The sequence below is a fragment of the Flavobacterium aquiphilum genome (genome assembly GCF_027111335.1).
In the GTDB taxonomy this organism is placed as follows: Bacteria; Bacteroidota; Bacteroidia; order Flavobacteriales; family Flavobacteriaceae; genus Flavobacterium; species Flavobacterium aquiphilum.
Map to the genome: position 1 here is coordinate 3319899 of NZ_CP114288.1, position 24930 is coordinate 3344828.

Sequence of the window (24930 nt, forward strand, 5' to 3'; positions counted from 1 at the left end):
TAATAATTTATTTGGTTATTTTTTATCAAATCTATTTTTAATTTCACAAAACAAGTTAGTGTTTTTGACCGAAAACGTTTTCGAAAACACCGAAAACGTTTTCGATTTTGTCATTTTTTTTTTCGATATTTGTTTTTATGAGAGAGACCACATTAAAAGAAATAGCCTCAAGCTTAGGTATATCTATTACTACTGTTTCAAAGGCGTTAAAGAACTATCCTGATGTTAGCGAAAAAACAAGGAAAGCAGTTCTTGCTCTAGCTGAAGAATTAAGTTATACACCTAATAGTTTTGCTGTAAATTTGAGAACTAAAGAGTCTAAAACCATAGGTTTGATAATTCCGGAAGTGGTACACCATTTTTTTTCCGGAGTTGTTAATGGCATTATCGCTGAGGCAGAGCGGCATGGCTATCTAGTTATTATTCTTCAGTCTAATGAATCTTTAGAATTAGAAAAAAAGCAAGTGGCACTTTTGATAAATAAAAGAGTTGATGGGATTATAATGTCGCTGTCTAATGATTCGAATAATGATGTTCACCTGAAAGAAATTCTTAGAAAAGAGATTCCGTTTGTGCAATTTGATAAAATTTCCAAATTGATTCCGAGTTCAAAGGTTATTATTAATGACCAGAAAGCGGCGATGGAAGCAGTCCAGCATCTAATTGATATGGGATGCAAAAAAATTGCCCATATTCGCGGCCTTGAAAATCCGCAAAATGCCATTGATCGTTTTTTAGGGTATAAAAAAGCATTGGAAAAAAATGGAATTCCATTTGATTCTTCATTGGTGTATTCTTGCAAAGCAATCACTTTTGAGCAGGGAGTCGAATTCGCAAAACAAATTTTGGAGGAGGATAAAGGGATTGATGGAATTTTTGCCATTACGGATTTAGTTGCTGTTGGGGTTTTGGCCCATTTTAATGAAAAAGGAATTCAGGTTCCTGACCAAATTTCTGTAATTGGTTTTAGTAACTGGCTGGTCTCACAGGTAATCACACCAAAATTAAGTACAGTTGATCAACCAAGTTATGAAATGGGTGTTGCTGCTTTTAATTTGTTATTAGAAGAAATGTTATGTCGAAAAGAAGGAAAGTCTTTCGAACCCAAAATAATTGAATTAAAAACTGAGGTAATTCCCCGGGAATCAACACTTAGAAAGCAATAAAAAAGAGACTAAAAAGGTGAGGACCCGGAAAAAATGCTTTATATACCAAGCGCAAATATAAAATAGTTTCTTATGCTTATCCTCACCCCACCCCTTACCAAAGAGGGAGCAAAGATCCGTTCACTATATTAAACATTCACACAGCATTTTATTAAAACAGTTCAGATAGCCTATTTTGTTATTTAAATCATTCGGTCTAACCCACTCTATCGTGATTTCAGGGCTTTGAGTGGAAGCTGCCTCGTCCCAATTTTTGCCTGTAATCTAATTAACTTGATTTGAAATATTGATTTAAATATTTTTGACAGGATTGAAAAAAAAGAAAAATTAGAAGTTGCAGAAAGAACTATTTATACAGAGCCTCACGTTGTGTCTAATTATACAGAGAAGTATCACAATATAAGAATTTACTTTGCGTTTAAATTAAAAAACTTAATCAACAAAAATGACTAAATCGTTTAAATTAACTACAGTTTTTATACTTGTATCCTTAAAATTAATTTCTCAAAATTTAGTTTTAAATCCAAGTTTTGAAGAAATTCGATACACGCCTGATTCAATTAGTGCATTTAATGAAAATGTAAAATACTGGTCAACTCCTAATGATGGCACAACAGATTTATTTGATATTAATGCAAAAAATCATATGATTTCCATTCCTGAAAATTACAATGGACACCAAACTGCTAAATTTGGTGAAAAATATGCTGGATGTTACTTTTATGCTGAGAATGACTATAGAGAATACATACAAGGACTCCTAAAAAGTCCTTTAGAAAAGGACAAAGATTATAAAGTTTCATTTTATGTTTGTCTAGCAGAAAAATCCAAGTATGCACTAAGTGACATAAGTTTTATTCTTTCAAATCCAAGATTAAACCTTCCAAGTTCAGATTGTTTGTCAGATAATTTACTAAAAAAAATATGGTTAAATAGCTCTTCTAAACACTCTGTTGAAAATGAAGACTATTATACGAATTCAGATAATTGGACCTTAGTTTCAAAAGTAATTAAAGCAAAAGGGGGAGAAAACTATATTGTAATTGGAAATTTTAATAATGATTCAAAAACTAAAAAGAAAAAAACCAATAGCAATGCAACTCATAACAGTTCATATTACTTTATAGATATGGTTTCAATAGAGCCATTAAATAAGGTTGTTACTTTGATAAAACCCAATTCGGACAATATTGTTGAGAATAAAATAAATAAAGTTATTGAGGAAGAAACTTTAGTACTTGAAAAGACGTATATTTTAGAAAACATCAACTTTAAATCAAATAGTATTGATTTAAATGAAGATGCCATAGATGAACTCGAAAGAATATTCAATTTTTTAAAGAAAAATAACAGTACTGAAATATTGATTTCTGGTCACACCGATGACGTTGGAAGTGATGAGTATAATCAAAAACTATCTGATGATAGAGCCCAAGCAATAGCAGAATATTTAAGTAATAAAGGTATAAGCTTGACTAGAATAAAAACGATTGGATACGGTAATAGTAAGCCAATAGAATCAAATAAAACAGAAGAAGGTCGAAATAAAAATAGACGAGTAGAATTTAAAATAACTAAAAACAACAATGTCTATGAGTAATTCCACATCTTCGTCTACGTCTTCTTCTTCGTTGTCATCGTCATCGTCTTCTTCAACTCCAGCAAGAACATACAGATTTTCGAAATCAACAACCTTATTATAATGTGGATATGACGCCAGAAAGAACACATTTCCCGTGTAACTTTTTACATTTATTCCATGAGTGGATGTTTCTTTATCAATTTCCAGTCTCTAGTTAAATACGAATCTTGGATATGCAAATTGAAATTAGAAATCAATACTACCGGATTTTTTAATTTGTCTATTTGATGATTCTCTTACAACCACTTCAGTGTTCAAAAAGGTGATTTCGGAAATATCATTCTTTTTGGGCGCTTTTAAAAAGCTTATTATTTTTCTAGCTGAGGCTTGCCCCATTTCGACGGATGGATGTGTAATTGAAGACAATCCCGGATCAATCATCGAAGCAATTGGATCATCGTTAAAACCAATGATTGCAATTTCTTGTGGCATTTTTAGCCCTCTTTTCTTAGCACATTGAATAGCCTTAACAGCCATTGAATCGTTTGCACAAAATATACCATCTGGAGGATTTTCTAAATCATATAGATAATTGCTGGCTTTTTCTCCTTCTTCAAAAGTTAAGGCGTTATAATGTATAATCAACATTTCATCAATGGGCAAACCAGCTTCAATTAAAGCATCAATATACCCTCTTTTGCGTTCACTATATGTATTTATATGCTGCAATCCGGTTAAATGAGCTATACGTTTACAACCTTGCTCAATCAAATGCTTTGTTGCTTTGTATCCCGCCGAATAGTTATCTATCATTACGCGATTAGTATCAAATTCCCTAGGAACTCTATCAACAAAAACTAAGGGGATATTTTTATCAAAAAACTTTTGAAAATGGGACACATCGTTAGTCTCCATAGCCAAGGAACAAATCAAGCCACAAACTTTACTGCTGTATAATGCTTCTGCCAAATTCACTTCATTTGCATAAGAATCGTGACTTTGAGTAATCATTACACTATATCCCGATTTTTGTGCCGTCTCTTCTATACCGCTAATTAGTGAAGAAAGGAAGGGTCTATTGATCCGTGATACCAATACTCCAATTATTTTAGTATTATTACCACGCAAACCTGCTGCCAAAATATTGGGACGATACCCCATTTCTTCTACAACTTCTTTTACCTTCTTAATCGTTTTGTCACTGATTGTATGATGATCCTTTAAAGCTCTGGAAATAGTTGAAGTTGCAAGATTTAACTTCTCTGCAATGTCATATATCGTAACATCTTTATTAACCTCCTCCATGAATTAAAAAATAAATTAGTTAAACAATTATATGTGTTTTAAATAAATTGCAATCTTTTCATTATCCATAGCATAAAAAAGGCGTACAACATAGAAAGACAATACTAAAAACCTTCATATTGTAACGATATCAACTCTGCTAAAAATTTACTCTTCTATATTTAATAAAGTATCATAAATCCAGTAAAACTTTTGTATCATACCATTAGTCATACTTAACAATATTTTATTTAAATAATAATTGAGTATACTTATATAAATCATGACTCCAAACCGGCCAGGCATGTCCTCCTGAATATTCACTGTATTTGTATTTAATTCCCATCTCATCAAACCTGCTCATCATTATTTTACAATTTTCATAAGCAATGTCTTCCTTACCGCCCATTGAAATCCAGAATTCTTTAATATTTGAATTAATAACTGCTGTATTATTTTTCATAAACTCGTACTGAGGCCCTGACAATTCTGTATTATTTGCCCACCAGCCAGAACTAAATACACCAATACTGGAAAACATATCTGAATTTTTAATTCCAGCATAAAGTGTCTGTAATCCTCCCATAGACAAACCGGCCAAAGCTCTGTTTCTGGCATCTGTAGCAACTTTAAAATTATTTTCTACAAATGGTATTGCTCCATTTTTTAATTCATTTTCAAAAGCCTTTAACGCATTTTCATTAAACCCTGCAATACCACCAGTATTTCCCATGTTACCGTCAAGCATTGCAATCACCATTGGCTTGACTTTATTTTCAGCTATCAAATTGTCTAAAATTAAATTAGCCTTCCCTTGCGCCCCCCATCCTCTTTGATCTTCACCTCCACCATGTAACAGGTACAATACTGGATACTTTTCACTGGCTTTACCATAGCCTGGCGGTGTATAAACATACATTTCGCGCCAGGAATTAGTGGCTTTTGAAAAATATTTTTTTATGCTAATGTCACCATGCGGAACATTTTTTAATTCATAAAAATCTCCTTCTTTGTTTGGAATTTCAATACCGCTTGCCATACGTCCCATACCATAGAAAGTTTCACTTGCCGGGTCAGCAACAGCCACACCATCAATAAGCAATGAATAGTAATTAAAGCCCTTATTTATAACATCGGTGGTTACGTTCCAAGTTCCCTCACCGTCTTTTGTCATGTCATACTTTTTACCTAAATCAATCTGTACCTTTACTGCTTCAGGTGCTTTCACTTTAAAAACAACTCGATTATCTGGTAATATTTGAGGATATTTAGCATTTCTGATATTAGTTTCAGCCGGAGTTCCCAAAATAGTGTACTTTGCAAAACTGGAAGAATCTACCGGTTTAAACAAAAACTGAGAGAACATATACAAACCATTCTTCCAGACCTTAAAATCATGTACACCCGGCTCAATGTAATAAATATGGGGGACATCATTTTTAAACAAATAATCGTGGGTGCGCTTGCTATTATAGATAAGCCCATCATTATCTCCGCAGGAAATCCAGAGCAGTTTTAATTTCTTTTTTGCTTCTTCAGGATTTGGCACCAATTCCTGAGGCATCTTAGTATTAGGAGCAGATGAAAATCCTCCAATCCAGGCAAACTTATCCAAATTACCCAATCCAAAATTTAAGGACTGTCCTCCGCCCATAGATAAGCCTGCAATTGCACGGTGCTCTCTGTCTTTGAGCGTTGGGTATTTTTTTTCGATAAAAGGAATCAGATCATTTAGTAAATCTTTCTCAAAAGTGGCAAAAGCCTGCACTTTATCGAGAGCCATTATATTGCCTGTGGCGCTGTCGTCTTTCATTGCACGGCCGTTTGGCATAACTACAATCATAGGCTCTATCTTGCCTTCCGAATAAAGATTGTCTAATATCACTTGCGGGCTGCCCCCGTTTAACCATTCTTTTTCGTCCCCACCAATGCCGTGAAGTAAATATAAAACGGGATATTTTTTATTTTTACTAAAACTGGGAGGAGTATAAACAGTCACTTTTCTGGTAGTTCCCACAGTTTTTGAATTATATTCTAAACTCTCAACTTTCCCGTTAGGAATTCCTGTTCGAACCTGGTCAAAACCTTTTGGGCTTTCTTTTTCGATTTTTTGTGCCAATAAACTGCTAGTCATAACAACCAAAGCAATAATTGTCAAGAGATTTTTTTTCATTTTAAATATATTTTTAATTAATAGAAATATTTATTTACTTGAACAATAAGCCCGCATACTGATGTAAAGACCTTCTCCAGGTTAACCACTCATGAGCAGTCCCTTGAGACTCATAAAATACATACCGAATACCTTGTTTATCAAGCATTTTTTTGAAAGCACCTATTGAACCGGGAAAAGGATTTGGTTCCTTTGTTCCAAGTCCAAGCCATAAAACTTTTAGCTGTTTGTTTACTGCTTTCCCGTCATTAAACTTTCCGTCTAAAAATACTGATGGATCAATTTCATCAGCACTTGGATAATTAGAAGTACCGCTAAATCCGCCATAAAAAGCAAACTTATCCAAATGGTTCATTGTAATTCTCATAGTTTGATTGGCCCCCATCGAAAGTCCGGCAATTGCTCTGTGCTCGCGATCTGAAATAGTCCGGAACTTTAAATCAATCATTGGAATAATCTCGTTTACCATTACTTCTTCAAAAACCGATATGGGCTTATTTTCTGAACTTCCTTGGTTTTTATAAGCATATCCATTATCCATAACAACAATCATGGGAACCGCTTGCTTTAAAGCAATTAAATTATCCAGAATCAAATTGGCTTTGCCCTGAACCGACCAACCTGTCTCGTCTTCAAAACTACCGTGTTGTAAATAAAGTACAGGAAAACGTGTTTTTGTATTTTCGTTATAATTTGGTGGAGTATAAACAAAACAACGTCTGAACGAATTAGTCAATTTTGAGAAATAAATGTTTTCGCTTACAAGGCCGTGGGGAACATTTTTCATCGCAAAAAACTCCTGATCTACGGCAGGAATTTCTATTCCGCTGCCTAATCGTCCTGCACCATAAAAATATATTGTTCCAGGATCAGGAACCGAAGCTCCATCAATATTAAGCTGATAGTAATGGAATCCTTCATCCTGAGGATTTGATACTCCTGTCCAGATACCTTTATCATCTTTTACCATATCGTATTTAATACCTCCAAGATCTAGCTGAACTTTATTAGCTTGTGGTGCAAAAATACTTGCTCTCACCTGACCCTGAGAATTCACTTGAGGGTACAATTTACCCTGCTGATTTACTGAAGAAGGTTTAAAATCTTCAATAACTTTTAATGGCTCAATTTGTGCCATAGCCAATGAACTCAATAAAATCATCGATAATCCAATAAAAAAATGATATTGTTTCATGATTTTTGTTGTTTTAAAAATCCTAGTGAATACTCAATTTATTCTTTCTTATATTTCATTGCAAAAAAAATCTAATGCGCTTGCGGGCTTATGATTTGATAATTTCCACTTAAATGCATCAAGCTAAAAAGATACATTAACCCATCATAATATGGGTCAAAATAACCATCCTCATAGGGTTCGAGCTTGGCGTTCCAGACAGCATGTACAAAATCCAAACTTCCTTTTTCATCATTTATCATTGCTGTTGTTGCAGCTGTGGCAACTAACCCAATGGAGTGCCTTAATTTTTTTACAGAACCAGCCGGCAGAATAAATTCGGGAGTTGAACCATCAAGATTGAATTGATCTTCATAAGTATCCATTCCTTTGAACCTTAAAAACTTTTGAAACTTCACGGCATATTCTTTTTGCCATTTTTTGTCTTTACCAAACCAAGCATAATCCATTGCAATATTCATTGGAACACGCCAGGAATCATAACGAAATCCTGCCGGCATCCAAGGCGTAACATGAGGTTCACCGCTGAATTCTGTATAATCGGAATTAAGGGCTGTTACAGGATGTGTTGCTTTATGAAAAAACGCCCTTGAAGTATCGGCACAATCTCTATAAAATTGCTCATGCCCATCTTTTGCATATGCAGCCCAAACTTCATAAAAAGCGGGTAAATGATAAGACGGATCTGTCCAATTGTAATTTTTGCCTTCGGGTACAAAACTTATTTGTTTGTGTTCGGTATTAATCAGATTATAAATATTCCCAGTGCCGTCTTTTTTCCACATAGCGTCCAGTATTCGTCTGGCTTCTTTATAATAATCAATACCTGTGCTGTTACCCCATCGATTAGAAGCAAACAAAAGACTGGTGATATAATACAATTCCCCATCAGATGCCGAGCCTGGGGAATTTTGCTTCATAGTAACCGGATTAAAACTCCATGCAAAATACCCTTCACGAGGACCACTTTGATGTTGTAGATACGCCTTTGAAAATCTCCAAATCCGGTCAAAAACTTCTTTTTTATCAAGCTGGACTGCCACCATCATTCCGTATGACATGCCTTCCGTTCTTGCATCTTTATTTTTCACATCCGATACGTAGGCCATTGTATCTCCAACAGTAAAATAAACACGATTGGGACCTTCAAAAACATCGTAATAAGCCTTAGAAAGTTTCTCGCTAATAGCTGCTTTTTTATACCCTGCTTCTAAAAAAATATTTCTGTATTTTATATTTTCAAATGCTCCTTTTGATTTCTTTTTTTCTTGGGCAAAAAGCATATTAGAAGAAACAATAACAGACAGTAGAAATAAGCCTGTTTTATGTATGTTTTTGAATAAATTTGCTTTTATCATTTGGTAAATATCTGGCTGATTAGCTGTAAAAATCATTACTGAAATTCTATATTATTTTGACGCTTTATTTTCTGTTAGCGAAAGCATCTTCTCAGCATATCTTTTTCCTAATTCTCTATAGCCGGCAGCATCAAAATGCAAATTATCTTTAGCAACTGTACATCCTTTAGACGAAATCACATAGGAATTAGGAATTGTTTTTGGAAGAGTGGCAATAATTGTATTCATGCTCGCACAAATCCCGCCTTGATCTGCATTAACAGTTTCTCCAGCAAGCAGCGGAACATTTTTAGGATTCAGCTTAAGATCTTTCATCAAGTTGTCATACACAATTTTAACCTTTTTTGTCCAAAGCGTATCGCCAGTGTTCGACTCTCCCTGATGCATTAAAATTCCTTTAATCACACCGTCTTTCTGAGCAATTTTTGCCATTTCAACCAATCTTGCATAAGGATTTCCATCATACTCTTTGACCATTCCTTTCAGCCAATCAGGAGCGGTTGTCACGTATGATTCATATTTATCTTTGTCAAAAAGCTCTATTTTACAGCCCCCAACTGCGACATTGATAATTCCCACCTTTACATTTTTAGGAAGATTTGCGACCATTGTCCTTCCAAAATAATCGGTTAGCGTCAAACCAGTTTTACAACGGCATAATGGAGGAACAGCTGTGTACCATTTTCCTTTTTCACGTTTAAGTTCTGGACAATTTACCGTTTCCAAAACCTGAAAACGCCCATCAACTTCTACAGTGTCCTGAGGTTCAATTTTAGCATTCCCTTCCATATTAGACTGGCCAAAACTCAGGTAGATATGGAAATTAGGATTTTGTGAAAACATAGTGTTTGCTGAAAATAATAAGATAACAAACATCATTAGGCTGATATTATTCTTCATAGTTTAATGGTCATTTAAGCAGTTGCATTTATAATTTAGTATAATTTGAAATAGAATTTATTTTGCCCAAGCCTCGCCTTCCGGTGTACGTCTCCAGGAAAAATAAGAATCTAAAACCTCTAGTGATTTTAAACTTGGAACTGGACCGGTGTAGGCACTATTATTGAAATACATTAACTTGGGATCCGAATTGCTAAAAGCCGGCCAGTTAGGAATATCTTTGCCATTAGGGTCACCATATTTTGCAAAGTTTGTCCAATAAGTTCCCATTAGATCTGAAACTGCTAAATCTGACTTACTCGTTTGAGGGTTTGCTTTATCTAAATTCTCAAAAACATACGCCACCTCCTGACCATGGTAAGAACCAAAACCATAGTAAGGTGAATCTTTAGGATGATCTGGATGCTGATCAAAATAGTAAAAAAACACTTTTGACTTTCCCGTTTTTGCCTGAAGTCTAGCCCAAGACCATGTCTGCCAGCCAAAAGCCGCATCACGGGATAAATCACGAGCCGTTTTTGGAACCGAAGAATCACTGACAGGATAGGCTTTTAAGAGGTTTTCTGCGAATTTACCATAGCGCGTTTCTACACTGCTGATAAATTCCTTTGGGTCTTTGGTTCTTGTAAAACTTGCCCCCTCATCTGAATTATAACCAATAAGAACGGGAATATCATTATATTTCCCTGCTTCATATAATTTGTATTGATCATCAGGAATTACCCATCCGTCAACAATGGGCCATCCACGTCCTGCAGGGAGTTTATCAGCCTCAATCGACCGTAATTTTTCAATTGAAGTCACGCCGGCATTTTTCATATAATCCAATCCTTCATTTTCTGCAGTCTTAAGTGTTTTCATGTTTTCACCTGGATACGTTGTAAGTCTTGAAGGACCGAATGAACCCCCGCTTTGTGATATAGCACCATTAAACAGACCTTTTGCCAAAGGCGAAGCACATAACATACTTACTGCAATACCTCCTGCTGATTCTCCAAAAATGGTTACTTTATTTGGATCGCCTCCAAAAGCAGCAATATTCTCTTTTACCCATTGCAAACCTGCAATCATATCCAGTAAGCCGTAGTTTCCTGAAACATTTTTTGGATTTTCGGCACTCAGTTCCGGATGCGCCATAAAACCTAACTGTCCCACACGGTAGGCAATGCTGACCAATACAACACCTTTTTTGGCTAAGTTTTTACCGTTGTAAGTGGTTTCAGAAGTTGCTCCTGCTCCAAATCCGCCTCCATAAATCCATACCAGTACCGGAACTTTTTCTTTTACAGATTTAGCTGGTGTCCATACGTTCAGGTAAAGACAATCCTCGCTTTTTCCAGAAGGCGGATTTCCTCCCTGGATTGGACCCGGCGCAAATTTATTTACCTGTAGCACACCATCCCACTTTTTTACTGGCTGAGGTGCACGCCATCTAAGATCACCAACTGGCGGTTTTGCAAATGGAATTCCTTTGAAAACCAGTAATCCATCTTCAGCAGTTCCCTGCAGTCTGCCTTGCTTCACTTGAACTTGTGTTGTGAGCGATTGGGCAATTGTACTCGAAAAAGTCAAAGAGGTTAATACTACAGCTATAAATATATTTTTCATAAGTAATTTACTTTCGATTTTATATTAATTTTTATTTAAAACTATTCTAGAATTCAAGTCTTTTATTGATTTTTTTACAAAAGCTAACTCATAGCTTTATTTGAATAAACCTAAATCTATCGCTTCGCCCATTCTTTTATAACCCAATTCATTTGGATGTAAAAAATCCTTATCATGCATATTGGATAAAATAGTTTTTGAGCCAGGCTCTGAAGCCATTGCTGCATCAAAATCAATTACCGCATCAAAACCATTATTTCCTCGAATCCATGCATTTACAGCATCTCTGGCTTCTTGTCGATAAGGAGCATCATAAAATGATTTTTCAAACGGCAGAATAGTACAGCCATATACTTTTATTCCCTTAGCATGCGCTTTGTCGATCATCACTTTATAGGCAGCAATCAATTCTTGTGCTCTAACTGGCGCCTCTTCAGCATTCTTGATTCCTCCAATATCATTTATTCCTTCAAGAATTACTAACCATTTTGTTCCTGCCTGAGATAATACATCTCTGTCAAATCGATTCAATGCTGTTGGTCCCAATCCACCTCTGACAACACAGTTTCCTCCAATTCCTAAGTTCAAAACTCCAATATGTTCTGTTCCTTTATTTTCTAATAAACGCCCAGAAAGTATATCAGTCCATCTATTCTGTTTATTAGTTCCTGAACCTCGTCCGTCTGTAATAGAATTACCTAAGCAGACTATATTTGCAGATTTTTTAGGAGCAACAACATCCACTCCCATAATTGAATACCAATGGTCTGTCTTCACCGCACCCGAAAAAGCAGCGTTGTTCAGATTATCTCCCTCCAAAATATAAGAGGTTGTTCGGGAACCTGGATGTCCAGATGTTTTTTGCGAAGCTGTTCCATAATGAATGGTAATTGCCAAAAGCTGGCCTGGCTGCAATGCAAAATCAAAAGCATCTGAAAACACTTCTTCCTGAGGGTTCATTGTTACTCCCGAATTTCCTTTGAAGCTGAGTATCTTTTGCGTAGCTGCATCAATAGCCGGAGCATCAGCAACATTTGCAATACTTACCGATTTTAAAACGGTAGGCTGATCGCTAAATATATTTGAAAAACGTAACCTCATCCGTTTTCCTCCAATGGAAACCCTGATAATCTGTCTCAGTGTATTTTCTGCCAAACCCGGAGCAGGCGGCATATTATTGGGTTCAACAAGCATTTGTGCCGTAGCCCAAGTTCCTATCCAGTTTTGAGTATTGGATTTTTCAATTCCATTTACGGCTGTTTGACTGGATTTACATCCCTCCAAAATAATGAGGAGACTAAAAAACAAAACCCATTTGATATGTTGCTTTTTCATATTGAATCTAAAAATTATTTTGCATTATACTGATTTGGAACTGGTCCAAAATAACTGGGATACCTATTATTTGGGTTGATAACAATGTTGTCAATCACTACTTCTGGATCAATCATAAAGATTTTCAAGGTATGAATACCCGGTTCGCTTACTTCTAATGCTGTATCAAGCCACCTCATATTGTCAAAAATATCGCTTCGCCGTTCCTTACCACTGCCGTTCAAATAACAATCTCTGTTTAAAGGAGGAAGTGGTTTTAACACTTTTGAGTTCGCTAAATTACTTGGAGTATATTCTTTGAACTCATCAACCATACCTTTTCGAGCATCAATAATTTGGGGTGTTTGATTATCTAAAGCAACTGCAATTCTCAATCCACGAGTTGGATTAACATCCTGCACAGGAAGAATACCTAAAAAAACTTTTGCTTTTCCTTTTTCAGAAAGTAAGACTTTATATTCTAATCGAGGAGCTGTTTCCACAGTTGCACTTGGTGCATTTGCTGGATAAATTCCCATACTCGCTTCTGATCTTCCTAAATCTGGCAAAGCAATCCATTTTGCATTCTTTCCTGGTATATTAGCATTGTATTTATTTGAAGGAATAGAAAACTCTCCCGTTAAACTCCCAAAATAAGGTTCGTTGATTTTTGGCTGAGCTGCTTTTACAACACTAAGCTGTACGGGAACTATTGAGTTTGCTTGACTAATTTCAATCACACCATCAAAACTTCCATCGTCTAAAATATTCCAGTCTATATCTACCTGAATACGTGTTTCTTTTTCAACAACCCCTTTAGACTGACTTAATTTAATCCAAGGTTTATTTGCTTTGGCAACAAATTCAAATTTTCCAAGACCACGGTTAAATACGTCAATATAATAACTGGATCTAGCCAATCCGTCAAATACAGGCAATACTGCTTTATCAGTAACATTCGGCCATGATAATTCAGATCCTTCTATAGCGACACCCATTGTTGGCTCAGGTAATGGAGTTATTTCTTTCATCTCAGGAAGTTGATTAGCTTTAGGCATAGACCACATTGTATACCCCATGTGAACGTCACTCATCATATTCTTCCACTTCCCTTTGGACATCGTATCATTGTAGTAATCACTCATTTTTTTATCTTCTTCAAAAAGATCATGAGCACGTTTGTAAAAATCATTTGCACTTACTCTGCCTTGTTTTTCAAAAAGCCTGTTTTTATCGGCTGCCAGATAGATTTCAGCAACACCAGCCGAAGCTTTCGTTGGATACAATACTAATTGATAATAAGCATCTTGAGCATCTGAAGGAATTTCTGATTTTAATTTTTCTGCTTTATCGGTTACTTCCCTCCATAGTTTTAGTACTCTATCCGATTCATGGTTATTGACAACGCTAAAAATATTAGCAACCTGTACTTCAGGTTTACGCCAAAGATTATATTTGGTATACTTTGAAACTATATCTGCAATCTCTTCTGCATGCTCTTTCCCAAAAACACTGCTGGCCCAATTAACGGTATAATCCCATGTTTTATCTGCAGGTATTGCATCCGGATTCCATGCATAATGCATAACAAAATCGATAGGAAGTTCCTTTGGTTTAAGATCTCCAACATTGACGATCCACAATTTATCAAGACCTGATCGGTACGCTAAATTAAATTGCTCCCGCAGTTTAGGAATTGTGGTTGTGTTGACCCAACGGTCGTTCCAAGGCCCTCCGTTCATATCAATATGATAATACAATCCACCCCCGCCTATTCTATTTTTTACTTTTTCTTTTTCAGGATAAGTACGTCGTATTTGTCCCCAGTTATTATCACAAAACAAAAGAATCACATCATCCGGAACTGTCATGCCTGCATCATAATAACGCTGTACTTCAGTAAATATGGCCCAAACCTGAGGGTGGTTTTCGGGACCGTCATTATATATTTTCTGGATAATTTCCCGCTGTTTCTTAACAACATTCTGCAGTGTTTTGATGTTCTTTAAATCATCACCTTCTCCCATTGCCACATCACCTTCGCCACGCATTCCAATAGTGATTAAGTTATCAAAATTTTTATTGCGTTCTAATCCATCGTAAAAAAATTGACTAATATTTTTTTCATTGGTTTCAAAGTTCCATTCCCCAATTTCTTTTTTTCTATCTGTATATTCTTTTTGCGAACGCATCATTGGTTCATGATGTGAAGTTCCCATCACAATGCCATATTCATCAGCAACTACGGGATTCAGCGGATCGTCTTCATTAAATGATTTTCCCCACATTGCTGGCCATAAATAATTGGCTTTCAAACGCAAAAGTAATTCAAACATAGTAGCATACATTTTGGAATTTATTCCTCCGTAATTTCCTCTTGCCCATTGTGCAAATGATGGCTCTTCATCGTTTATGAATATTCCACGATATTTTACTTTTGGAGAATCTTGAATATATCTGCCTGCTTTTATGTAAAGTTCATTAGCTTTTTTAATGGGAACATCGGCCCAAAAATACCAGGGTGATACTCCAATTTTTTCGGATATATCATAAATTCCATAAATAGTTCCTCTTTTATCACTACCTGCCACTACTAACTGGTTATCAATAGTTTGTATTAAAAATGATTCCCATTTTCCTTTTATCCCCGAAACATCAATTTTTTTAGCGGCAATTAATTTGTCAATAATACGGCTCTTACCAATAGTTCCTACCACAATCGAAGTCTTTTCAGATGGTACGCTCTCAAAAACCGGAGAAGCTGTCCCCGTTACTTTTCGTACATCATCGCCTAAGTCTTTTGCAGCACGAATGACGCCTTTCCAATCATTGGGATCAACATAAATTGAAACTGATTTACCATTAGCTGCAATTCTAAAAGCCTGCGCTTCCATTTTATGCAAAACATAATGAGAAGGAGTTCGCTGCTCACTTTTTTTAATTGCCTGCCCAAATACGTTTATCACTAAAAAAAATGTTAGTAACAACATATAAAATTTTATTTTAGATTGAATCATAAATTATTTTTTTAGGCAATATGAAACCAATTGCTAATAATTAAATACCAAGAATTACAGGATAAAAGCCCCAGAGTTAAATGCTCTTAAGGACTTATCATTTGCATCAACTATATCTTAAAGAACAGACTTTTACTGAGGCATAGCATCATTAGCAGCAGTTGCATATAATCCTACCAATGCGCCTGTAAAACCTCCTGCAGCATTAGTTGACAGAATATCTCCTGAAACTGCTCCCCCTAAGTTTTTAAAATCAATACCATCAGTTGAATAGCTAAATTCATAACTGTCTCCTGTTGCTTTTACCTGCAGACGAATTGGTTTTTTGATGTCAATTTTTGTGCTTGCAATAATTTTAGACTCCCCTTTTTCTGTTCTTTCTAGCAAAATATAAGTATCATTTCCTTTTTTGGTGATACCAAAAACATAATTAAAACGTTCATTTTGCAGGCATGTGATACCTGCCAAATCTTTTTCGGAAGCAGGTTTATAATCTATTGTTGTGGCAAAAGTAAAACTATTGTGCTGCTGTCTGTAAAAAAGCGTAGAAGTTGGTTTTACTTCTTTAATATTTACTTCAAATGGGTTAATCTGCAGTCCTTTTTTAGTTACTGAAATAAAATTTTCGCGCGGCCCTCTTAAACCTATCCATCTATAATCTAATTTATTGGTAGTGAAATTTTCTTCGAAAGTAAAATTGCCATTAGGAAAAAATCCATCCTTGCCGGTTTTATTTTCAGCTCCGTTTGGCGTTTTTAATTTTGGTTCCATTGGAACTAATCCATTTTCAAAAACAGGAAACGTTCCAGACCAGTCCACAGGAAGCATAAACGTTTCGCGCCCTGCATTTACTCTGTCTTTTTCATTAGGGCGTATTCCTAAAAACACTCCGTAATATTTATTATCAGGTCCTAATACTAAATCAGCATGTCCTGCCCAATCAATTTTATTGGCTCTGTCTTTTGGAAAATATCTTTGGGTAAGAATTGGGTTATTCGATGATGGCTTAAAAGGACCTTTTGGACTGTCACTAATAAAAATAACCTCACTATGATTACCTCCTGTACCGCCTTCGGCACACATTAAATAATAATGACCGTCTTTTTTATATAAATGCGGCGCTTCAATCCAAATAGGTTTTTTAGAAAGATCTACTCCTCCGTCAACAATAATTTTATCTGTTCCTGGAATTACTTTGTCAGTTGCAGTATCATATTCCCATACTTTAATTACGCGGTGTCCAATATAAAGTTCTTTGCCTTTATCCGGTGCATCATTGTGAACGATATAGCCTTTTCCATTATCATCAAAAAAAATACATGGATCAATTCCTCCAAAATCTAGTTTAATTGGGCTTCCCCATCCTTTCATAGGATCTTTAGTTTTTACTATTATATTTCCCATATTCCCTGTAAAAGCTGTAACAATCATATAAAAAGTATCATTATGCGGATTGTAAGTTATCCCCGGAGCGTAAACCCCTGCACTGATACCTGTGTCGTGCGGATTAAATTCGTTAACATTATTTAAAACCCCACCCAAATCTGTCCAATTTACTAAATCTTTAGAATGAAAAATAGGCACGCCAGGAAACATTGCAAATGATGAACAAACCATATAATAATCATCCCCTTTTCTGGTAATTGCCGGATCCGGATAACATCCCTGCAGCACCGGAGTATAAAACTCCCCTTCTTTTAATGGATTCTTTTTATATAACTGATCATCTCCCTGATAAACCACTTTGGAAAACACAGGTGGATTTTTTGCTGTTTTACCTTTGAGCTTGTCTTTATCACCAATATTTGTGAAGGAAAACAAGCCCATCATTAATGATGAAAATAAAACGATTTGTATCTTTTTCATTTCTAACTATTTATTTATTATTTATTAATTTTATTCTTTTCTAACTTTAGTTTGTACTGCTATTCAAATTTGATCCAATCAATTTCAATTTGATTATCACCTTTCGACAAAATAATTAAATTTTGAATACCGGATTCCATTTTTAATACCGGTGATTTTATTTCTGTCCAATTACTTCCTTTCGGAATATTTACCTCAGCAATAATCGTTTGTTTTTTCCCTTTCGAAACTATCTGCAGAACCCCGCCTTTTTCTGAAAAAGCTTTTACAATCACTGATTTTAATTTCTTTAGACCAAAATCAACATTGTTGTACTGTATCCATCCTCCTGACTGATTGAAGGAAGTTTTCCATCCTTGAAAGGAATTTTGACTGTCTAAAAATGAAATTGAAACTCCTTTATCGCTTATTTCAGAATATCGGTCAATTTGAATTTGATCTCTTGCTTTGGTGATTCCAACACCTCTCAAAGTCGGAATCACTTTCTGAATAGTTCCGTCTGGATTGAAATGCAAATAATCGGCTCTAATAGATCTAGCTTTATCAAACTGAGGTGATAAATCGTTGTGATGATAAAACAAATACCATTGCTTTTTGAATTCTATAATCGAATGATGATTAGTCCAGCATCCGGTAGGCGATTCATCCATAATAACACCTGCAACTTTGAATGGACCTAACGGATTATCAGCTGTTGCATATTCTAAACGCTCAATTTTGTTTTCAACATGTGGATAGGTCAGGTAATAAATTCCGTTTCTCTCAAATACATACGGCCCTTCTTTTAATCCTTTCGCAGGGAGATTCTCAAGTGTTTTCACCTCAGAATCTAATTCGGTCATGTTTTCCTTTAATTTGGCCACATAAATATTTCCTCCAGACCAGTATAAATAAGCCTTTCCGTCTTTGTCAATAAAAACATTAGGATCAATCCCACTGATTCCTTTTATCGGATTAGGTTCCGGTACATAAGGTCCTTCAGGTTTACTGGCAATGGCAACTCCTACAGTAAATCCTTTTTTATAATTAATGGTGTCCTTTGGTATGCTCGGAAAATAGAAATAATACTTACCATTTCTTTCGATACAATCTGGTGCCCACATGCTATAACTATTGGATTTAACCCAGGGAACTGAATTTTGCTGTACTATCATTCCGTGATCTGTCCAATGAGTTAAGTCAGCCGAAGAAAACACATGATAATCTTCCATGCAAAACCAGTCTTTGCGGCCTTTCCCCTCAGTAGCCAATATATCATGAGACGGAAATATATAAACTTTATCTCCAAACACTCTCGCAGAAGGATCGGCTGTAAACTGATCTCTGATAAGCGGATTTTGAGCAAAAGAAGCTGCGCTAATTATAAAAACCAGCACCATTTCAATTTTAAAAATACAGGTTAAATTCTTCATTACACTTTAGTTAATTACAATTAAAACCAATCATTAATTGACTAGCAGCATACCTCCATTACAAGGAATTGTTAATTCAATCTGCTGGTTTTTATTCATTTTTACAGTACTTACTTTCCCATTTAATTTATGGTCATCGCTATACAGTTTCAATTCGGTACCCGCTGTAATCATTGGTAATTTCAAATTAATTTTCAGCATTTCTTTTTGGGCATTCACACCTGCTATGTACCATTTAGTTCCTTTTCGGCGGGCAAGAATCACATACTTACCCGGATATCCATCTAAAAAACGAACTTCATCCCAAGTTGTCGGCACTTCTTTCATAAAGTTGATTGCCCAGTCGGGAGCATCAGTTAAATTATTTGGTGCCAATGCAAAATGCTGTACACCGCTTTGAAACAATACCGCAGTTGCCAAAGCAAATACATCAGAAGTCATCCTTTTTGAACCTTTGTTTGGCGTATTATCAGCGTTATAAAATTTGTTTAAAGCACTTCCTCCAAAATCCATGCTTCCCACTGCATTTCTGATAAATGTATGTGTAGAAGCATTTTTTGCTTCATTGTCACAACTTCCCTGACCAAAATGTAGATTTTCACTAGCCAAAACAGCTTCACTTGCTGCATAATTTGGATACATTCGTTCCCATCCTCTCGGCAGTGTACAACCATGAAAAATTACCATGATGCCAAAATCATTTGCATCAGCTAAAATATCTTCATACAACTTCATCGTAACCTGTTTATCACCTCCAAAAAAATCAACTTTGATTCCTTTAACGCCAATACTTTTCATCCATGCCATTTCCTTACGGCGAATGATTGTGTTGTCCATAATTCCGCGTGGACCTTGTGGAGCATCATTCCAATACCCGTTAGAGTTGTACCACAAATAAAGTCCTACTCCTTTATCAGCACCATATTTTGCCAGTTCAGCAATTTTATCTTTACCAATCTGCGTGTCCCAAAGCGCATCTACCAAAATGGTTTCATATCCCATTGCGTTACTAAAATCGATATACTGTTTTTGAACTGGAAAAGTCGTATTGTTATCCATTTTCATGATCCAGCTCCAAGTACCTTTGGTGTATTGGTATTTTTTTGAAGCTTCGTATTTTGGTTTAACCAAATCAAACGGAATGGTGGTTTCTACTATTGGAGCTAATGTTTCGCCTACAGTTATTGTTCTCCAAGGCGTTTCACCCGGCAGTGCAATACCTGGTGCTGTTGTTCCATTGCCGTTATTTTCTCCCGCCATTGGAAATCCTATTGTATATAAACCATTATCATTTCCAATAAGCCTGCTTCCACAATAATAACTGTCAACACCCGTTTCAGAAATTAATACCCATCCATTGTTTTTTACTTTAAAAAGACACGGAAAAGTATAACCGTCTCCAGAACCATTTTTCCCTGTTGGAGCATCGAGAGTGTAAGACGTTTCATAACTTGGCATTGTTCTGGCGTATCCAACCATTGGTTTACTCTGCGGACACAAAAAAGTAGTTGTCCCCTCAGGTAATAAAAAACCCGAAGTTTCTTCCTGAACCGCACAGGAGCGTGATTCTTTCTGCTGATACACTTTATACTTGAAGGCCGCATTATTATTGCTTACTCTGAAAATTACATCAATAGCATTTTTGCCTTCTTTGGTAAAAGAAAACACTGCCTCGTTGGCTTCATAATGCACTTTGCTTTGTTTTATATTGGCTAACTCATACGTTTCATCAATTTTATTTTTATTCACATTGGCTTCTAAAACCAATCCTGAACTAAAATCACCAATATTCGTTTTTAAACCAAGCGGTGAGTTTTCCAAAAATTGTTTTCCATTATAAGCAAGACTATAAAAAGCTTTTCCATTGTTTAACGAAACTGATACTTTTATCTTTCCGTCCGGACTCTCCACAACCGATTGTGCATTCAAGGCAAAAAAACTGAATAAACAGAAGCATAAAATAAACTTAAAGCTCTTAATGGTCTGATAGTTAATTGGCATTTTATAATAATTTATTTTATTGTTAATAATGATCAATTGATACATCTAATTGTTTGTTGTTATTTTGAAAACATCCAATAATCAAAAAACATGATTTTGCTGGAAGCTTTTCCTTTAAACACAAAATAAACATCATGTATTCCTGTGACTTTCTGAATGTCTGTAGTCACTAATGCCCATCTATCGTTTCCTCCTGTCATTGGGACTTTTATAGTTCCAATTAATTCACCATCCACACCGTCTAACCTTACTTCCATAGATACATCACTGTTGTGGGTTGTACCCAGCCTTGCTGTAAATTTTGAAGCTCCATCTTTTCGGAAATCGACATCTTTGACTTTTGTAAAAGCATCATTTTTCATGGCGGTTATAAAAACACCTACTTCATTATTCTGCATAGCTTTTACATCTTTTGACCAAGCCATAGTTTCAGCTTCTGACTTAACGTAAGGATTGACAGTGGCTATTCCTTTTTTTATTCCTTCGGTCATATTCATCTGTTTAATGGTGCCATCCGGATTAAAAACAGCTTCTTCTACACATACTGATCTTGTAAAACCTCCACCTCCTGGCAATGCACCATTATGATAGAAAAAATACGACTTGCCTTTAAAATCAATAACACCGGGATGGTTTGTAAAACTTCCTCCCTGAGTAGGCATTACAACCCCCTGATATTTCCACGGACCAATCGGTGTTTTGCTTGTCGAATAACCAATATGTTCTGAAATAGGACCTGCAGCAAAAAATAAATAATACAATTTGTTTCTTTTATAAAGCCATGGCCCTTCTTCATAAGTTGTAGGCCTGCGAGGATCTTCTTTCCCTATACGTTTTCCAAATGCTTCAATGGTGTTTGGAAATGTTTTTATTTCGTCATTATAAGAGACCATGTCTTCGTTCAATTTCACATAATAGCGTACAGGATTTCCCCATAATAGATAGGCCTGTCCATCATCATCAATAAAAACCGTTGGATCGATATCGGCATTGCTGTTTTGAATTAATGGTTTTCCTAACGGATCTGTAAAAGGTCCGTAAGGGCTATTTGACACTGCTACTCCAATACCGTTTTTACCCTGACGATCGGTTATTGGCGCATATATATAAAACTTGCCTTCTCTTTCTATACACTGAATTGCCCAGGCATTCATCTTTGCCCAGCCAAAATCTTTGTAGGACAGCACTGCCCCATGATCTGTCCAGTTTACCATGTCTTCGGTGGTGTATAACTTCCAGTCATTCATCGTAAACCAAGTCGATTCATCTTCGTCATGAGAGGTATATAAATACACTTTCCCATTATACACCATCGGCGCAGGATCTGCAGTATAATTAGTTTGTACAATTGGATTCTGTGCAAGTCCCAGCACGGAAATACTACAGAATACGAAAAGGCACTTCTTTTTAAAATTCATTTTTTTTAAACTGTTTTATTTAATGAAAACGGTAGTCATCTTTAAATCTTTGACATCCGAACTATTGCCATAATAAACTTCATATTCACCTGATGCCACATTCATTTTATTAATTTTAGTATCATAAAACTCAAATGAAGAAGCCGGTAAATCGATAGTAACATTTTGTTTTTCGCCCGCTTTCAGATTGATTCTTTTAAAAGCTTTTAATGTTTTTAAAGGACCGTTGGAATCATTTAATTTTCGGACATACACCTGAACAATTTCAGTTCCATCACGTTTACTGATATTTTGTATTGGAAAACTTAACTGCGTGTTTTCAGTCGGTTTTATATTTGTCTTGCTTAATGTGCCGGAGCCAATATTAAATTTAGAGTAACTTAAGCCAAAACCAAAAGGAAATAAAACATCTGTTGTATATCTGTAAGTACGGTTCTTCATTGAATAATTTTCAAAATCACCTAGTATCTCTGAATTTTTATAAAATGAAACCGGCAGTTTTCCAGCAGGATTATAATCTCCAAAAAGTACATCGGCAACAGCTTGACCGCCCGATTCTCCTGGATACCACGCCTGTAAAATAGCATCACAGCTCGAGGTTTCAGGAGCTAAAGCAATGGCAGAACCGGAACAGTTTACAAAAACTACTTTTTTGCCGGCATCTTTGAGTTCTTTCAAACATTTTCTCTGAACAGACGGAAGTTCAATATTTGTACGGTCACCGTCTTTAAAACCCGGATAAGAAACAGGCATTTCTTCACCTTCAAGCAAAGTCGAAAGTCCGCCTACAAAAACTACCGTATCGATACCTTTTAATTTTTGAACCAATTTGCTAAAATCGATATCAAAACCTTTTCCAAAATCGAATTCAAGATTGGCTTGCCAATTGTTTGACTGAGCATAAAGAATTTCAATTTTATATTTTTTCCCAGCCTCTACAACAAATGGAATATTAGAAGGAACAGTCCGCCAATTATTGGCTTTTGAAATTGATTTTCCGTTCACTAATAATTCAAAAACACCGGTAATACCCGTTTTAAAAACAAGTGTATCGTTTTGTTTCGCTGTATATTCTGTTTCATACTTTGCAGAAAATCCTTCCAGCTTAACTCCAGAAGCAAACTCATGCTGACCCGCGGTAGTCATTTTTATAGGATTAACTATTTGCTGAGAAATTACACTGGCGCCCTCTCTGTTTGGATTGTTCCAATAAGTAGCTTTCATTCCTTTTTTACCTTCAAATGAAATTTGGTCAAAATAAGTCTGGGTTACTTTATCTTCTACCAAATCACAGGCTTTATCATAAAAGATTTTATTAACTCCTATTTTGGATTCAATTCCATCTTTTATCGTAATTGTTCTAACGGGTGTACCATTATAATTTCCCCATAACACAGGTTCATTATCAGCGTTTGGACCAATAACCGCAATTTTGTCTGCTGTTTTGTTTAAAGGAAGAACATTGTTTTTATTCTGCAGAAGCGTCATTGTTTTTTGAGACATTTCAAGTGCCAACTGCTGATGTTCCTTATTGTTAAGAACCGAAGCAGGAATCTTTGTCCAAGGCACAATGGCATCATCGTCCATTTCACCTAAATCAAAACGCCCCACTAAAACACGAAGCAGACTTTTGTTAATATCGGATTCTTTTATTAAATCTTTAGCAACAGCTTCAGGCAGGTTTTTGAATGGGTACTTTTCCCAAACACATTCTACATCAGTTCCTGCAAGTACAGCTTTGGAAGCAGCATGTACCGCATCTGATGAAACTTTATGAGTAGTATAAAAATCAGTAACAGCTCCGCAATCTGAAACTACCATATATTTATATCCCCACTCATCGCGAAGAATACGCTGCAAAAGACGGGTATTGCTACAGCAAGGCTCATCGTCCAGACGCTGATAGGCACACATTACTTCCCTTACATCTGCGTTCTGTACCAATGCTTTAAATGCTGGCAGGTAGGTTTCATACAATTCTCTAGGATCTACACTATTAAGATTTAATTCGTGTCTGCTCCATTCTGGGCCGGAATGAACAGCAAAGTGCTTTGCGCAGGCCAAAAGTTTACGGTATTTTGAATCTGCCGGTCCCTGCAGTCCTTTCACAACAGAAATACCCATTCGAGAAGTAAGATAAGGATCCTCGCCATAGGTCTCCTGACCACGTCCCCAGCGCGGGTCTCTAAAAATATTTACGTTTGGAGTCCATACTGAGAGACTTAAAAACCGTTTGTTTTCATTTCCGTTTTTAATCCACTGATTGTATTTTGCTCTGGCTTCATCAGATACGGCATCAAAAACACGATAAACAAACTGATCATCAAATGAAGCTGCCATACCGATAGGTTCTGGAAAAACAGTTACATTATCATTATTTGCATAGCCATGCAAAGCTTCACTCCACCAGTTGAATTTTTTAATTCCAAGCCTTGGCACAGCATCAGACTGGTCGCACATTAATGCAGCTTTTTCTTCAAGTGTCAGTCTTAAAATTAAATCCTTAGCTCTTTCTTCTGAACTAAGAGAAGGATTCTGGTAAGGATATTTCTGCGCATTTATGCTGCATATTGAAAATAAACTTATGATGATGAGACAATTAATTTTCATGCTTTTTTATATTATAATTTAATAGC

15 protein-coding genes are annotated in these 24930 nt (G+C 35.9%); 2 read left to right on the plus strand and 13 right to left on the minus strand.

Annotated elements, in window-relative coordinates; translation table 11 throughout:
- Positions 1 to 137: 137 nt before the first annotated feature.
- Positions 138 to 1166, plus strand: coding sequence for a LacI family DNA-binding transcriptional regulator (locus tag OZP12_RS13620; protein ID WP_281225572.1), 1029 nt, complete (start codon positions 138 to 140; stop codon positions 1164 to 1166).
- 445 nt (positions 1167 to 1611) lie between these two features.
- Positions 1612 to 2766: an OmpA family protein gene (locus OZP12_RS13625; RefSeq protein WP_281225573.1), complete on the plus strand. Its 1155-nt coding sequence runs from the start codon at positions 1612 to 1614 to the stop codon at positions 2764 to 2766.
- Between the two features lie 228 nt (positions 2767 to 2994).
- Here OZP12_RS13625 and OZP12_RS13630 read toward each other — a convergent pair whose 3' ends face one another.
- From OZP12_RS13630 to xyl3A, 13 genes are all read right to left on the minus strand, one after another.
- A complete protein-coding gene (locus OZP12_RS13630; RefSeq protein ID WP_281225574.1) occupies positions 2995 to 4053 on the minus strand; it encodes a LacI family DNA-binding transcriptional regulator in 1059 nt (352 codons plus the stop codon).
- Positions 4054 to 4279: 226 nt separating this feature from the next.
- Positions 4280 to 6205: an alpha/beta hydrolase-fold protein gene (locus OZP12_RS13635; protein WP_281225575.1), complete on the minus strand. Its 1926-nt coding sequence runs from the start codon at positions 6203 to 6205 to the stop codon at positions 4280 to 4282.
- A 34-nt stretch (positions 6206 to 6239) separates the two neighbouring features.
- Positions 6240 to 7400: an alpha/beta hydrolase-fold protein gene (locus tag OZP12_RS13640; RefSeq protein ID WP_281225576.1), complete on the minus strand. Its 1161-nt coding sequence runs from the start codon at positions 7398 to 7400 to the stop codon at positions 6240 to 6242.
- A 71-nt stretch (positions 7401 to 7471) separates the two neighbouring features.
- Positions 7472 to 8794 (minus strand): family 8 glycosyl hydrolase, encoded by a 1323-nt coding sequence (locus tag OZP12_RS13645; RefSeq protein ID WP_281225577.1) that lies wholly within the window; start codon positions 8792 to 8794, stop codon positions 7472 to 7474.
- A gap of 15 nt (positions 8795 to 8809) precedes the next feature.
- Complete coding sequence (locus tag OZP12_RS13650) at positions 8810 to 9658, minus strand: sialate O-acetylesterase (protein ID WP_281225578.1); 849 nt, start codon at positions 9656 to 9658, stop codon at positions 8810 to 8812.
- 57 nt (positions 9659 to 9715) lie between these two features.
- Positions 9716 to 11266, minus strand: coding sequence for a carboxylesterase/lipase family protein (locus OZP12_RS13655; protein ID WP_281225579.1), 1551 nt, complete (start codon positions 11264 to 11266; stop codon positions 9716 to 9718).
- A gap of 96 nt (positions 11267 to 11362) precedes the next feature.
- Positions 11363 to 12601, minus strand: a complete 1239-nt coding sequence (locus OZP12_RS13660) for an SGNH/GDSL hydrolase family protein (RefSeq protein WP_281225580.1) — start codon at positions 12599 to 12601, stop codon at positions 11363 to 11365.
- A 14-nt stretch (positions 12602 to 12615) separates the two neighbouring features.
- On the minus strand, positions 12616 to 15546 hold the full coding sequence (locus OZP12_RS13665; RefSeq protein WP_281225581.1) for a glycosyl hydrolase 115 family protein: 2931 nt from the start codon (positions 15544 to 15546) through the stop codon (positions 12616 to 12618).
- A 183-nt stretch (positions 15547 to 15729) separates the two neighbouring features.
- Positions 15730 to 17463, minus strand: a complete 1734-nt coding sequence (locus OZP12_RS13670) for a glycoside hydrolase family 43 protein (protein ID WP_281225582.1) — start codon at positions 17461 to 17463, stop codon at positions 15730 to 15732.
- A gap of 59 nt (positions 17464 to 17522) precedes the next feature.
- Positions 17523 to 18875, minus strand: coding sequence for a family 43 glycosylhydrolase (locus OZP12_RS13675; protein WP_281225583.1), 1353 nt, complete (start codon positions 18873 to 18875; stop codon positions 17523 to 17525).
- Between the two features lie 33 nt (positions 18876 to 18908).
- Positions 18909 to 20876, minus strand: a complete 1968-nt coding sequence (locus OZP12_RS13680; RefSeq protein WP_281225584.1) for a glycoside hydrolase family 97 protein — start codon at positions 20874 to 20876, stop codon at positions 18909 to 18911.
- A 59-nt stretch (positions 20877 to 20935) separates the two neighbouring features.
- The gene (locus OZP12_RS13685) at positions 20936 to 22294 is read right to left on the minus strand and encodes a glycoside hydrolase family 43 protein (protein ID WP_281225585.1); all 1359 of its coding nucleotides are present in this window, start codon (positions 22292 to 22294) and stop codon (positions 20936 to 20938) included.
- A gap of 15 nt (positions 22295 to 22309) precedes the next feature.
- Entirely contained in the window at positions 22310 to 24904 is a 2595-nt protein-coding gene (gene xyl3A / locus OZP12_RS13690; protein ID WP_281225586.1) for a xylan 1,4-beta-xylosidase, read from the minus strand.
- Positions 24905 to 24930 lie beyond the last annotated feature (26 nt).